Source organism: Bacillus sp. FSL W7-1582 (genome assembly GCF_038593325.1).
Taxonomy (GTDB): domain Bacteria; phylum Bacillota; class Bacilli; order Bacillales; family Bacillaceae; genus Bacillus; species Bacillus altitudinis.
Genome location: NZ_CP151987.1, coordinates 258880 through 272899 on the forward strand (window position 1 = coordinate 258880; position 14020 = coordinate 272899).

Consider the following 14020-nt stretch of genomic DNA (forward strand, 5'->3'; position numbering starts at 1 on the left):
TACTAAAAAGGATTCTGTGATATTCTTCCAAGGTATTGTAAAAGATAAGGGGGTCTTTTCATGTTTAAAAAGCAGGTCAAATCCTGTGTGGTTGTACTCATGGCCATCATTCTATGTATGGCTGCATTACCTGGGTACGAAGCATCAGCAGTTAGTAAAGGCACAAGTGTCAATGAAGCCATTGGGTTAAAAAATGGTGAAGTTATCTCAGGTACATTACAGAATGAAAAAGAAGAGTCATGGTACCAAATCACGCCATCTGCAGAAGATGTGGCAAAACATACACATATGCAAATTTCTGTCAAAAGCAAACAAGTGTTATCTGTATCGGTCTACCCAAGTAAGGATAGAGCGATAAAGGATGACACTTATTCGAGATATCGTGTGGACACAGCAAGTGGAGAGACAGAAATCAACTTCCCGCATGCATGGTCAGGTCCTTACTATGTCAAAGTGCTGTATTTAGGTTCAGAGGAAGACAGTCGTGATGAGGAAGAGGATGCAGCATATACAATCGGGTATAAAGGTGCGAATCTTCCGCCATCTGAACCGATTTTTCCTGAAGAAGAAGAACCAACGATCATCATTATTGAGAAAAAGCATGGACGTGAAATTCTACAATCCATTCGTACGATCGAAGACAAACGATTCAATGAAACAGCCGATGGTCAGAAGCTTACACGTCTGCTACAAAAAACAAAGCCGTTTCTCAAATCTAAACTCATCAACAATCAAAAAAAGCAGCAAACGGTGTACAATCATTTGCTGACATTAAAATCATTGCTAAATGACGTAGAGAAAAATGGTGCATTCAGCGGTCATATCGTCACAGAGAAAGAGCAACAGGCAATCCGTTCCCTTTTTGATATGCTCAAAGAGGCGAGTCCAGCCTATTTAAAAAAGGAATTAGAAACAGTGGAGCAAAAAGTAGGAATCGATCAGCTTGAAGGAAAATCGATCGGTTATGTCCTCGAGAAACAAAAGCTTGTTCCAGAAGAAAAGGTCAACACAAACAAAATCATCTTTAAATTAAAGGATGGACAAACACTTCAATCCGCAAAAAAGAAGATGAAAAACTACGGAATTCAAGAAAATCGTGTGACATCTCAATCAGTAAATCCTTTATTTAAAGGAATGTATGTTTATGATGTACCGGCAGGGAAAGAATCAGCTGGCAAAACGCTTAAAGCAGGCAAAGCTGTGATCAAAAGCACGGCGAGAAAGCTTTCTAGTATGCCGAATGTTGAATTTGCAGAGCCTGTACAAACGTATCGTGCCCTCAGCAATGATGCGCAGTATGGTTATCAGTGGCCGCTGAAAAACAGTGCGCAGAACAGTGGGAAAAAAGGTGCTGATGTGAAGTTTGAACAAATGAATACATTGATTGGCACAAGCAAAATGAAGCAAACGTTAATCGCTGTTGTGGATACAGGTGTCGACAGCCGTTTGTCCGATTTAAGCGGGACGGTTCGCACAGACTTAGGTGCCAATCTCATTGGCCGTAATAAAGATGCAATTGATGACAATGGCCATGGTACCCATGTGGCAGGTATCATTGCAGCAAAAGCCGATAATCATTACTCCATGGCAGGGCTGAATCAACATACAGGTATCATCCCGGTCAAAGTACTGGATGCGTATGGAAATGGAGATACAGAGCATATTGCTCTTGGTATTAAACATGCAGTGGACAAAGGTGCAAAGGTCATCAACATGAGCCTTGGCGGCTACTACAGCAAGGTCATTGAATATGCGATGAACTATGCTGCACAAAAAAATGTATTAGTGGTAGTGGCGAGCGGAAACGATGGCATTCCAGAAATGGGTTATCCTGCGACTTCCAAGTACGCCATGGCAGTTGGTGCAAGCAATCGCATGGATATTGCCGCTGAATTCTCAAGCTATGGGAAAGGATTAAGCGTGTCTGCACCAGGGTCTGATATCCCAAGCTTAATGCCTGATGGGAATGTTTCATACCTAAGCGGGACATCAATGGCTACACCGTATGTTGCAGCAGCAGCAGGATTACTGCTTTCTAAAAATCCAACCCTGAAACCAAATCAAGTGAGAAATATTTTACAAAATACAGCGGATGATATTTCATTTAAAGCTGTTGATGGAACAGATGACGTTTTCTATGATGAAAATGACGAGCCTGTTGTCGATCCGAAAATTCCGGGTATCGATTGGATGACAGGACATGGCAGACTCAATGCTTTTGCCGCGTTAAGTGCTGTTGAATTAAACGCATCAGTTAACAAAGTAGAAGATCAGCATCAAAAGGTGACAGGAAAGGCGAAAGCCGGCGCTGCCATTTCTGTGTATAGAGGCAAAACCCTGCTTGGAAAAGGCACGGCAAGCAAAAAGGGAACCTTTAGTGTGAAGATCAAGCATCAAAACAAAAATAAAGTGCTTCACATCAAGATATCAAAAGGAAAGGCTGCGACTTCGCTCAAAACGGTCGTGAAAAAGGGCAAAGCACCAGCTAAGCCAAAGGTGAATCGAGTAACAGTGAAAAGTAAAACGGTCAAAGGAACTGCGGGTGCAGGCTTGACAATCAAGGTGAAGAACAAATCAAAGAAAGTCATTCAAACGGTCAAAACCAATAGCAAAGGCGCATTTACGGCTAAAATCAAGCCGCAAAAAGCCAAAACTGTCTTGTATGTGACGGCTTCAGATGTGAGAAAAAGAGAAAGTAAAGCAGTGAAAGTTGTTGTGAAAAAATAGTCTTGTAGCTTCCCTTTTTTGAATAAAAAGGGAAGTTTTTTGTTTTTACTGGAAAAATGACAATAACTGTCGATAGTAATATAGTAGGAAAAAAAAGGAGGATTTATCGATGAAAAAAATCATGTTTGCTTTCTTTCTATCATTGCTTCTCGTTTTCCCAAGCTTTGCACATGCAGAGGAAACAGGAGCAGTACCAGCATCCGTACAAGTAACAGGCGTCACAGCAGCAGACGGTGGTATGGTCAATTACGGTTCTGGTAGTAAATATCGTGTAGGTTCATATTATCCAGCTACTTTTAAAGGAACATTAAAGGACACAAGTGGTCAACTCATGGCGAATCAGCCAATTCAGCTTTATTTTGAAGCAGCAATCAAATCATATGCTCAAACAGCGACAGGTACAACAGACGAGAATGGACAATTTTCACTAACGATTCAAGTTCCTGCAGGTGCAGGCTACCGTACATACAATAATGCAGGCTGGTCTACACATTACTACGATATCGTTCCAGTGACTTTCACTTCAAACGACATCACGCTATCTTCAAATGTGACAAGTGTGTACCATTTGGCATATACATCACGTTACTAATCTGCTAGAAGAGGCGACTTGGCGCAAGCCCTGTCGTTTTCATAGAAAAAAAGGATGTCAGCTAGTGACATCCTTTTCTTTTTGTTAGCAAACCTGCTGGGCGGCAACCGAAAGAGTCGATAAACAAACACTCATGAGCCGTTTCTCCCAGATTCGATCGAGCATTGAGCTTTACATCTTGAGCTTTGATGGATAAGAACTTTGAATACTTGAGCTTTCAGCTTTGAACGTTCAGCTTTGAGCTTTTATCATGGATCATCCTAAGATGATCATCAGATGAGGAGGGAATGACCTTTCCCTCGGAGGTGTTTAGTCCTATCGATTTTCGGCTCACTAACAAAATCGACTAGTCGATCTGTATTTTGGTCAAGGTATTGCTTTCTGACAAGGAGAAATCCACTTCCATTTGGAAATCTTCAATCTCTTTCGAAAGCTGTTCAATCTTCACTCGGAGACGAAGAGGGTCAATGATCGCCGCCTCATTTTCAGCTAGGAATGACTTGACGATCTCTTGGTTGGCAGCGGCTTGTGTTTTTCCGTCTTTCCCAAATAGTGTTTCTAAATGTTGATCCAGTCTCTTTTTCACATCTTCATTGATTTGTTCTGACCGGTCAACCAGCTCTGTGTAGACCTTTTTTAATTTTCGTAAAAAACGAATATCGTAATCTATGGATGTCTTGCGTTCAATAGCTTCTGCTACGGTCATGCTAACACCCGCCACCTCAATCGTTGTCGTAGCATTCGACACAACGATGGCTGATTTAATGGCATTTCGGCGTTTGATTAATGCTTGAATCGATTGGTCATCTGCTTTTGCCTTTTTTTCTACTTCTTCTTGATTTTGAAATCCGTTCTGTATATGTTTCCCGATGATCAAACCACCGAGTACGGCTTCATCAATCGTTCGGTTGATTCTTTTATCTAACATTTTCAGTTCACTTAATGCTCTTGTAATGGTCATTTCCATATTAAAAACAGCTCCCTTGATTCATCCTGAAAATCATAGATTCCTATCATATACCAAAATGTCTTTGTTTTGCTAGTGATATCCTTTTTTGGGACAAACAAAAACCCTGGTGCTATACACCAGGGTTTTCTCGTTTTTTTTGAATCCATGTTGTCACGTAATAGGCAGCATAGCAGAGTGCGATAAAAGGGATACCGCAGATAAGAGCAATACGCTGATTTGGATCAAAAGCAATGCCGATCACAGATGCAAGGCATAGGAGGAAGGCAGCAATTGGAACCACCGGATAGAGCGGGGTTCGGAAAGATAAATCATGAAGCTGTCCGCCATCCTGTAAGAATTTTTTGCGAAACATGAACTGTGAAGCTGCAATTCCCATCCATACAACAACAACGGCGAGTCCAGAGATTGAAACAAGAACCAGATACACCGTTTCAGGTGCGATGACACTCGATAGCAAAGAGAGAATGCCCCCAATCATACTCAAAATGAGTGCATTCAAAGGAATTCCCTTTGACGTCAATTTTGCCAGCTTTTTAGGTAATGTTCGTTCTTCAGAAAGGGACCATAGCATGCGAGATGAGGCATATAGCCCTGAGTTTGCAGCAGATAAAATCGCTGTCAGAATGACAAAATTCATGAAATCTGCCGCATAAGGAATACCGATGCGGTCAAATACCACAACGAAAGGACTTTTGATCACCCCGGCTTCTTCTACTGGAATTAAGCCGGCTAAGACCACGATCGTTCCGACGAAAAACAGGACAAGACGTAGCACAGTCGTGCGAATCGCGCGGGGAATGGTCTCATCTGGATTGACACTTTCCCCCGCAGCAATCCCAATCAGCTCAGTACCCGAAAAAGCAAAATTAACAGCCAGCATGGTCATTAATATCGGTAAAAAGCCGTTTGGGAAGAGACCCCCATCTCCAGTGAAGTTAGAGAAGAACGGAGCGGCCTCACCGCCTTTTAGTGGAATCAATCCAAACATCGCCGCTCCGCCAAGAATAATAAAGAGAATAATAGCCATGACTTTAATGCTAGAAAACCAAAATTCCGATTCTGCAAAAAACTTAACTGTAAAAGCATTGAGTAAAAAGATGAGAAGCGCAAAAACACCGCTCCACATCCAAACCGATGTGTCCGGGAACCAGCGCTGCATTAAAAGACCTGCCGCTGTAAATTCTGAACCAAGTGCCACGGTCCATGTCAACCAATAAAGCCAAGCCACTGTATAGCCAGTGCCGGGCCCAATGTATTTTGTTGCATATGTGTGAAAAGCGCCTGTAACCGGCATTGCGACAGACAGTTCACCTAAACAGAGCATCACGAGGTACACAATTAATGCCCCAACCAGATAAGCCAAAATCGTTCCCGCAGGTCCGGCCTGATTGATCGTATATCCTGAGCTTAAAAAGAGTCCTGTGCCAATCACGCCACCTAAAGAAAGCATGAACAGGTGACGGCTTGTCATTTTTCGTTGATATTGTTGTGACTGATCTTTTGCTTGTTCCATGTCTTCCCGCCCTTTTGCTTAGAAGTATGTGTGTTGAGTCATGATGCTACGATGTTGCCTGTTTTAAGATATCGGTAATATCCTCTGGTGTCGTCCGGCAGCAGCCGCCGATGATTTGTGCGCCGTCTTTATACCATTGCTGCGCACATTCACCAAATGTATGGTGAGACGTATCGCCGCTCCAAACCTTTTCTTCAGGGTCATATAATTCCCCTGAGTTCGGATACACGACAATCGGTTTGCTTGTCCCTTTTTTCATCTCCTGAATGAGAGAAGACATATATTGCGGCGGTGTACAGTTTACGCCAACAGCAGCGATCTGCTCATATGGTTCGAGTGCTTGTACACAGTCTCTCAGCAGATCCCCTTCACTAATATGCTTACCATCCTTTGCGCTAAACGTGATCCACGCATACACACCGCTGAACTCATCCTGCAGCAGTTTAGCGATAGCGATTGCTTCAATGAGACAAGGGATGGTTTCACAAGCGAGAATATCTGCACCAGCCTCTACCAATGCTTGAATTCTTGGTCTGTGAAAATCAATGAGCGCCTGCTCTGTGAGTCCGTAATTTCCCTTATATTCTGAACCGTCAGACAAATAAGCGCCGAAGGGCCCCACAGATCCAGCGACAAATGGTTTTGCCCGCTCTTTATGTTGTGTCTCATCCTGCCAAAACTGCTCGCATGCTTCTTTTGCTAACGTGACAGATCGTTTCATTAATTCGATGGCTTCTTCTTTTGTATAGCCTTTTTCAGCAAAGCCATCAATTGTCGTTTGGTAGCTGGCTGTTGTTGCACAGTCAGCACCTGCTTGGAAGTAGTCCAAGTGTACTTGCTGAATCAATTCTGGCTGTTCAATGAGGATTTTGGCTGACCATAAACTGTCGTTTAAATCACAGCCCTTTCGTTCAAGCTCTGTTGCAAGTGCACCATCTAAAATCAAAGGTGTGTGAGCCTGTAAACGGCTTTGAATAGGATTCATATAAATCAAACAGCCTCCTTTGTCGATCGGAAATAATGGATATGATATGAGGCAGTAGTTTAAATGACTAAAGTGTTTTTGTCAAGGAGAGGAATAAGCATCACATGACGGGAAAACCCTGATAACATGCGGGTTTGAGTGCATAAACATACAGTTGAAATAATAGAAAACCAAGTCATTGACAGCCTCTAAAAAGAGATATATATTATGGAAAGGTTCATTTCAGAAAGCTTCATCAAAAGGCGCCGTCTTTTGATTTTTATTTTGTCCAACGACTGTCTTCTTTCGTGCAGAAAGAGGGTTTTTTATATGCTTAAAAAAGGAGGAAAGAAGAAATTGAAAAAATGTGTAAAAGATATTGCAATGATTCTCGTTGGTTCTTTTTTATTTGCTGCAGCTGTGAACATGTTTGTCATTCCACTTGAGTTTGGTGAAGGTGGCGTAACGGGGCTGTCCATCATTTTCTACTATATGTTTGAGATTGCGCCATGGCTGACAAACCTTGTGTTGAATGCGATTTTATTACTTGTGGGGTATAAATACTTGGACAAGAAGACCACGATCTACACAGTGGTAGCTGTCGCAAGTAACTCTCTATTTTTACATTTGACCACTACATGGGTGGTGAATGTCCATGAATTGATCATTGGTTCTATTTTCGCAGGGATCATCATTGGTATTGGCATTGGTCTTGTTTTAAGAGCGGGCGGTACAACAGCGGGATCTGCCATTCTTGGCCGAATTGCGAATAAGTATCTAGACTGGAACGTGAGCTACGCCATCTTGTTCTTTGATCTGATCGTTGTTTTTGCTTCTTACTTTATTATTGGTGCGGAAAAATTAATGTTTACGATTGTGATGCTGTATGTGGCGACTAAGGTGATGGATTTCGTCATAGAAGGGCTTAACACGAAAAAAGCAGTGACGATTATTTCTTCATGCAAAGATGATATTGCCGAAGAAATCAATCATACCTTGGATCGAGGCGTGACCATTTTAAACGGTCGCGGTCATTATTCGAAGGAATCGAAGGAAATTCTCTATGCGGTCATTCAAAAACAGGAGCTAATGCGTTTAAAGAAAATCATTAAGAAAATTGATCGAGACGCATTCGTTGTTGTCCATGACGTGCGTGATGTGTTTGGAGAAGGATTTGTGAATATATAAAAGTGAAAGGCCCTGTGGGGGTCTTTTTTTTATGCTTTTACAAAATAAATACCTCTTGTCACATCATACTATGTATTGTATAGTATAAATAGTTAGGAGTTGTAAACATGAATGCACAACTAAAAAAAGGATTACTGGAATTCTGTGTACTGGCGGTATTAAAGAAAAGCGATTCCTATGGTTATCAAATGATTAAAGATATGTCCCATTGTATTGAGATTTCAGAATCGACATTATATCCGATATTAAAGCGGTTAGAGCAAAACAATTATGTGGAGACCTATTCACAGGAACATAACAGTCGATTAAGAAAATACTACCGGATGACAAAGAACGGACGGGAGCATATCGCGCAATTTTTAGCGGAATGGGATCAAGTGATGGCGATTTACGACTTTATTTCTGGAGGACAGAGCAATGAATAAAAAAGAATTTTTAGCCAGCTTGGAGAAGCATCTGCATCGTCTAGGCGAAAAAGAAAGTGATCGGTTCATCGAGTATTACGATGAAATGATCGAGGATTATCAGGAAGATGGCTACAGTGAACAGGAGGCAGTTCATCAAGTCGGTCAGCCTGCCATCATCGCTGAAGGGATTATGAAGGAACAAGGAATCAAAACAGTTCAGGTGCCGACGTTTGGAGAAAAAGCCACAAGACTCTCCATCCTCATTTTGGGCTTTCCTTTATGGGGCAGTATTCTAGCAGCAGTCTTCCTGCTAATTCTTTCTGTGTATATGGTGATTTGGTGCGTTCCACTCGTGACAGGTACAATGACGCTAGTTGGTTTGCTCGGTGGTTTTTGGAGTATCATTGGTTCTCCATTTATTTTTCAGGATGGTTTGCATGTGGTGGTGACGCAGATCGGAGTTGGGATTCTTCTATTAGGTGTCGGATTATTAAGCGGCATAGCCACGGCGTATTTAACAAAGCTATTTGTGCAAGGGACTGTTCAAACCACTAAGGCATTCATGGGAATGTTTAAAAAGAAGGTCGTGAGAGTATGAACGTGAATGATTTAAAAAAGCAATGCATCAAATGGGGGATCATCTTCACCGTTGCCGGAGGAATTGTCATGGCAATTGGTTTTGGACTTTCAGGCTTTGACCTAGATGCATATCAAAATAATGACCAGTACAATGTGTTCCGCACGATCAATTGGAGCAAGCCATAAATGAAAGACCCGCTTATGCGGGTCTCAGCGTGTAGACAAACCCTCGCATTCGGTGTCAGTCCTGCGCTTCGGTGCTCACGAATGTCAAATTCGCTCCGCGCCGATGCTCGTCCTTCCTAGGGCTGCAAAGGTTTTCTATCACGCTGAAAAGAAGACAAAGAGCCAAAATAAAGTTCATTTTAGCCCTTTGTCAACAATCTGCTACCCGCTTATGCGGGTCTTTTTTTCGCTCTGGCAACAAAGAAAAAATAACAGCAGAGTGCGCCAAGGTCACAGAGCATAATAATCAGCCCCATGGGAAAGGCAGTCTGGCTTCCAGCTAAGCCGACAAGGGGTGTCATGCATGCGCCAAGAAGCATTTGTGCCACACCGATGAGGGCAGCGGCACTTCCAGCATGCGCACCGTGATGCTGCATCGCAAGAGAAGGAGCAGACGTGCCGACAATCCCAACGCTAGAGACCACAAAAAAGAGCGGAATGAGGATGCCATAAAGCCCTGCATCAATAGAGATCATCACACACAAGGTGACGCCTCCTAAAGCAGCTGTCAGCAGCCCAATGCGAAGGACTTTCTCCTCACCAATTTTCGCAGCAACGCGGGCAAATACTTGTCCGGCTGTGATGATGCCAAGACTATTCACCGCAAAGGCAGCACTGAAGCCCTGCGGAGAAAGGTTGAAAATCTCCTGCAGTACAAACGGTGATCCAGAGATATACGCAAACATGGCGGCGAAGACAAGCCCTTGTGAGAGAGCATATCCGACAAAGAGTCGATCGCTCGCTAGAATTTTCATCGCACCTAGGATCTGTTTGAAGCCTCCAGTCTGTCTGCGTTCCACAGGTAAGCTTTCTTTCAATGAAAACATCGATCTTAGGAGCATGAGTGCCCCGAGGATTCCTAGCAGAACAAACACACCCTGCCACGTCGTGAACCGTAACATTTGTCCGCCCACGATCGGTGCCGCAGCTGGAGCCACTCCGTTGACTAACATGAGCAAAGCAAAGAATTTCGTCATTTCTGAGCCTTCATAATGATCTCGTACGATGGCTCGTGCAATGACAATGCCTGCTGATCCAGCAAGTCCTTGAATCAGCCTTAAAAGAATGAATGTCCAAATTGATGTGACCACTATGCATAAAAGAGAGGCCGCAATAAAAATGATTAATCCAATCATGAGCGGCTTTCTTCTGCCGACTGTATCACTGATTGGACCTGCAATCAGCTGTCCAAGCGCAAGTCCAATCAAACAAGCCATGAGACTTAACTGAGACAGCGCCGTGCTTGCTTCAAAGTCACGGGCGATATTAGGTAAAGCAGGTAAATACATATCCATTGCCAGCGGTGCAAGGGCTGTTAAAGAGCCAAGAAGCGCGGCAAGGAGGAATCGATTTTTTTTCGATTCTTGGGGATAAGATAAAGAATTCATATGATGCCACTCCTTGTATACGTCCTCAAATCAGCATAATGAATCAAGCTTTCCATTTCAATCAAAATTTTCAAAGAAAATTTCGTGCAAAATAATTGATCTTTAAAAGAAGACTCTTTACATTGAATGAGTAGAGAAAAGAATCAGATCATAGGCATGCAGTGATTGCATGATACGTATATCCATTCATAGACAAACAGGAGGTGCTGGCATGGAGCAGCAAGAGTTGATCATTCGTCAAGCAGTGAGTGAAGATCATGAGGCGATCACACATGTGCTGATCAAATCATACGCACAGTATGAGCCTCAATTTACAGAGGAAGGCTGGCAAAATTATTCTGCAGCCTTGCGAGCGGCTGTAGATAACCCAAACATGGAGTTGATGCTTGTGGCCGAGCTTGAGGGCAAGGTCGTGGGGACCCTTCAAATGTTCCGATCATCAGAACAGGCATATGACAAGCCGGAGATGGGCATTACTTCAGCGATTGTCCGGTTTTTAGGGGTAGATCCTGATGTGAGAGGAAAAGGTATTGCAGAGTCATTGTTGCGTAAAAGTATAGAACTGACGCAATCGTGGGGCGAGAACGTCCTGTACCTTCATACGTCGGATAAAATGCAGGCCGCCATTCGTTTATATGAAAGAATGGGCTTTGAACGGGCACTTGATAAAGAATTTGTGAATCAAAATGGGACGCATGTGAAGAGCTATCAGTATGTGATCAAAAAAGAACAGCCGGCTGGCTCATAACACGCTGCATAAGAAGAGGAAGAGCATGTCCTGCATGGACGGGGCTCTTCCTCTTTCTCATGATACCCATACGTTCAGTGCCATATATGAAAAGCACCATGAGATTAATCCGAACATGACAAAGAATTTCAACACATGTTCATAAGGGGTCAGCTTTCGATCTCTTTTCGTTTTCACCAGCCGCCAGTAAAGGGCATAGCCACAAAAAACCAAGATGATTTGTCCGAGTTCTGCTACGGTTTCGATGATTGTGATTCCGTTCATTTGTTTTCACCTCACCATATGTCTTCCATAGGCAGCAGCAGTGAACCTTTATTTCTTCAAAAGAAAGCAGTGTATACTAGAATAAGAAGTAGATGCAGAAGGGGTTGTGACCGATTGTTTCCGCTATATGCAAATTCTTGGGATGACGTCATTGAGAGAAAAATCAAATACGATGATCAGGTTGTGGAACATACGTGTCAGCTGTTAGACGCACAGGAGCAGCAAGTCGTGTTGTTTCATAAAATTCAAGAACCATTTACAATGGTTGCTGGTGATGGCACTGTCACGATTCCAAAAGGGAGTTATACGACCGCCTATTATTGGACGGATCGGCCTTACAATGTCTATTTTTGGCGGGATGATCAAGGCAATGAACTTGGCTCTTATGTGAATATCGTCAGACATACATGGTTTGAAGAACGGACGGTTGTTTTTGAAGATTTATTGATTGATCTACTCGTTCTTCCGAATGGTGATTTCTTTGTTTTGGATGAAGATGAACTGCCGGAGAGTTTAGCTTCCTTTGAACACGGCTCGGTTCATCGAGCACTCCGTGATGTCATCCATTCGTTAGCGCACATCCTCGATCAAGTGAGGCTGGATGCGAAAGGGAAATATCATCACACCCTGTTTCAGAAGATGTTGAAATAGAAAAAACGATTCCTTGCTGAAAGGAATCGTTTTTTTATCAAACCTTGATCCGGTTGATTCGTTTTTGTAAATCAGTTTTTGTTTTAGATGCTTTTAGTTGTTTGACCGCACTTTGAGCGGTTGCTTTTGTTTTCTTTGTTCGTTTGGCTTCGGCTTTTTTGACTTTTTGTTTGGCATCTGTCACTTTCTTTTGATAGGCGACTTGTTTTTTGACTTTGTCGAGCCGGTTTTGCAGGCTTGTTTTTTCTTTGCCTTTGGATAGCTTTTTAATGGCCGTTTGGGCACTTTTAATCGAGCCTTGGGTTTTACTTTTTTCAGCTGATTTGACCTTCGCTCGTGCGTCACGAATATCAATGGCTGTTTGGACTTTTTTGACTCGGTCAGTGAGTGCGGTTTTTTGCTTGCTGGCAGTGAGTCTGCCAATTTTCGTTTTGGCTTGATCAACATCTGTCTGTTTTTTAGATGTTTCGGCTGTCTTGACTGCGCTTGTCGCAGCCTTTAAAAAGGTTGACTGCGGCACATATTGCACGCGGCCATAGCCGAATTGTGGATCTTTTCCTTTTGCGCCAAGATCCACTGTATAGCTGCGCAATAAAGTGCGGAGCTGAACATTTGTTTTCTTAGGATGTAGCTGTTTTAACAGCGCCAGCATCCCTGTGACATGTGGTGCCGCTTGTGATGTACCCGTTGCATACCAATATTCATTTTTCAAATAGGTACTGATGACGTTCTCGCCGGGAGCGGAAAATTCAATTCCTTTCCCCGTATTAGAGATGGAGGCGAGTTTGTCTTTGTCAGTCGTTGCGGAAACAGCAATGACGCTATTGTATGCGGCAGGATAACTAATCCCATTCTTCTTTCCATCATTTCCACTTGCAGCAACGACCAGCAGTCCTTTTTTGTATGCTTCATCAACTGCTGAACGTAAAATCGGAATGTTATCTTCAAAAGCTAGACTAAGGTTGATGATATCCATCTTATTGCTAATCGCCCAATCAATGCCTCGGAGCAGACTGTATAAGTCGCCTTCTCCTTTTTTATCTAATACTTTTACAGCATACAGCTTCACACCAGAAGCGACGCCGACCGTACCGTAATCATTATTGAGCGCCCCAATTGTACCGGCGACATGTGTTCCATGTCCTTCATCATCTTTGTAAGAAGACGTGTAATCGACGAATGATTTACCACCGGCTACCTTTAAATCTTCATGTGGGAAAATACCAGTATCCAGAACGGCTACTTTCACATTTTTCCCTGTCACGCCTTCTTTGATTGCTTGCTTTACATTGAGCTTCTGCAAGTTATAAGATTTTTGTACCAAAGCATCCTGACCAGTAGCAGCAGCCGTTTTCTTCACGGTAGAAGCAGCGAGTTTGACCCTAACGTTTTTTGAAACATAAGCGATGTTTGGGTCTTTTTTAAGTGAGGTGACAGCTTGCTCATCTGCTGTCACTGCTACAGCTGGAAGATGTATGTATTGAGCGTTCACTTTTTCACTTTCTTGAATAGCCGTTTGTTTTCCTTTTTGATTTTTATAGACGATGATGACATCTGTTTCTTTTGGTGGTGCAGCTGCCTGCGAATGGAAGGGCAAAGCAGTTGTCAAAGCAAGAAGAAACGCGATGACCACGACGATTTTCTTTTTCAAGGCAATGGCTCCTTGCATATGAGGTGACCTCCGTCTTTTTTTCTTTATTATATCGGAGAAATAAGATAGATGGTTAGAAGAATCATAGTCTAGAAAGAAAGTTTTTTTCACACGTATCCCGAAATTGAATTTCATAGAATTCTAGTAGACAAT

14 protein-coding genes are annotated in these 14020 nt (G+C 42.8%); 8 read left to right on the forward strand and 6 right to left on the reverse strand.

What is annotated here, in order from left to right:
- Positions 1-60: 60 nt before the first annotated feature.
- Both NSQ11_RS01485 and NSQ11_RS01490 read left to right on the forward strand, forming a co-directional pair.
- Positions 61-2727, forward strand: coding sequence for a S8 family serine peptidase (locus NSQ11_RS01485; RefSeq protein ID WP_342501216.1), 2667 nt, complete (start codon positions 61-63; stop codon positions 2725-2727).
- A 109-nt stretch (positions 2728-2836) separates the two neighbouring features.
- A complete protein-coding gene (locus tag NSQ11_RS01490; protein ID WP_007498435.1) occupies positions 2837-3319 on the forward strand; it encodes a hypothetical protein in 483 nt (160 codons plus the stop codon).
- Between the two features lie 346 nt (positions 3320-3665).
- Here NSQ11_RS01490 and NSQ11_RS01495 read toward each other — a convergent pair whose 3' ends face one another.
- The 3 genes from NSQ11_RS01495 to mmuM all read right to left on the reverse strand — a co-directional run bounded on the left by NSQ11_RS01495 (position 3666) and on the right by mmuM (position 6787).
- A complete protein-coding gene (locus NSQ11_RS01495; RefSeq protein WP_268390049.1) occupies positions 3666-4286 on the reverse strand; it encodes a hypothetical protein in 621 nt (206 codons plus the stop codon).
- Positions 4287-4398: 112 nt separating this feature from the next.
- A complete protein-coding gene (gene mmuP, locus NSQ11_RS01500; protein ID WP_008342173.1) occupies positions 4399-5802 on the reverse strand; it encodes an S-methylmethionine permease in 1404 nt (467 codons plus the stop codon).
- 46 nt (positions 5803-5848) lie between these two features.
- Positions 5849-6787, reverse strand: coding sequence for a homocysteine S-methyltransferase (gene mmuM, locus NSQ11_RS01505; protein ID WP_052320716.1), 939 nt, complete (start codon positions 6785-6787; stop codon positions 5849-5851).
- A gap of 336 nt (positions 6788-7123) precedes the next feature.
- Here mmuM and NSQ11_RS01510 point away from each other — a divergent pair, with 336 nt between their 5' ends.
- The 4 genes from NSQ11_RS01510 (at position 7124) to NSQ11_RS01525 (ending at position 9126) form a co-directional block, all read left to right on the forward strand.
- Positions 7124-7954, forward strand: a complete 831-nt coding sequence (locus tag NSQ11_RS01510; RefSeq protein ID WP_025206673.1) for a YitT family protein — start codon at positions 7124-7126, stop codon at positions 7952-7954.
- A gap of 107 nt (positions 7955-8061) precedes the next feature.
- Complete coding sequence (locus tag NSQ11_RS01515; protein ID WP_017360399.1) at positions 8062-8379, forward strand: PadR family transcriptional regulator; 318 nt, start codon at positions 8062-8064, stop codon at positions 8377-8379.
- Positions 8372-8959, forward strand: coding sequence for a DUF1700 domain-containing protein (locus NSQ11_RS01520; protein ID WP_017360400.1), 588 nt, complete (start codon positions 8372-8374; stop codon positions 8957-8959). Before NSQ11_RS01515 ends, NSQ11_RS01520 begins: the two co-directional genes overlap by 8 nt.
- A complete protein-coding gene (locus tag NSQ11_RS01525; protein WP_017360401.1) occupies positions 8956-9126 on the forward strand; it encodes a hypothetical protein in 171 nt (56 codons plus the stop codon). Before NSQ11_RS01520 ends, NSQ11_RS01525 begins: the two co-directional genes overlap by 4 nt.
- 209 nt (positions 9127-9335) lie before the next feature.
- On the opposite strand, the gene NSQ11_RS01530 is transcribed toward NSQ11_RS01525, so the two are convergent.
- Positions 9336-10553 carry a multidrug effflux MFS transporter gene (locus NSQ11_RS01530; protein ID WP_017358619.1) on the reverse strand — a complete coding sequence of 406 codons (1218 nt, stop codon included), beginning with the start codon at positions 10551-10553 and terminating at the stop codon, positions 9336-9338.
- Positions 10554-10764: 211 nt separating this feature from the next.
- Here NSQ11_RS01530 and NSQ11_RS01535 point away from each other — a divergent pair, with 211 nt between their 5' ends.
- Entirely contained in the window at positions 10765-11301 is a 537-nt protein-coding gene (locus tag NSQ11_RS01535; protein ID WP_008342165.1) for a GNAT family N-acetyltransferase, read from the forward strand.
- 57 nt (positions 11302-11358) lie between these two features.
- On the opposite strand, the gene NSQ11_RS01540 is transcribed toward NSQ11_RS01535, so the two are convergent.
- Entirely contained in the window at positions 11359-11565 is a 207-nt protein-coding gene (locus tag NSQ11_RS01540; protein ID WP_008342164.1) for a hypothetical protein, read from the reverse strand.
- 114 nt (positions 11566-11679) lie between these two features.
- On the opposite strand from NSQ11_RS01540, the gene NSQ11_RS01545 reads away from it, so the two are divergent.
- A complete protein-coding gene (locus tag NSQ11_RS01545; protein WP_017358618.1) occupies positions 11680-12216 on the forward strand; it encodes a DUF402 domain-containing protein in 537 nt (178 codons plus the stop codon).
- A gap of 37 nt (positions 12217-12253) precedes the next feature.
- Here the strand turns inward: NSQ11_RS01545 and NSQ11_RS01550 are convergent, their stop codons facing one another.
- Positions 12254-13867 carry a S8 family serine peptidase gene (locus tag NSQ11_RS01550; protein WP_225310496.1) on the reverse strand — a complete coding sequence of 538 codons (1614 nt, stop codon included), beginning with the start codon at positions 13865-13867 and terminating at the stop codon, positions 12254-12256.
- Between the last annotated feature and the right edge of the window lie 153 nt (positions 13868-14020).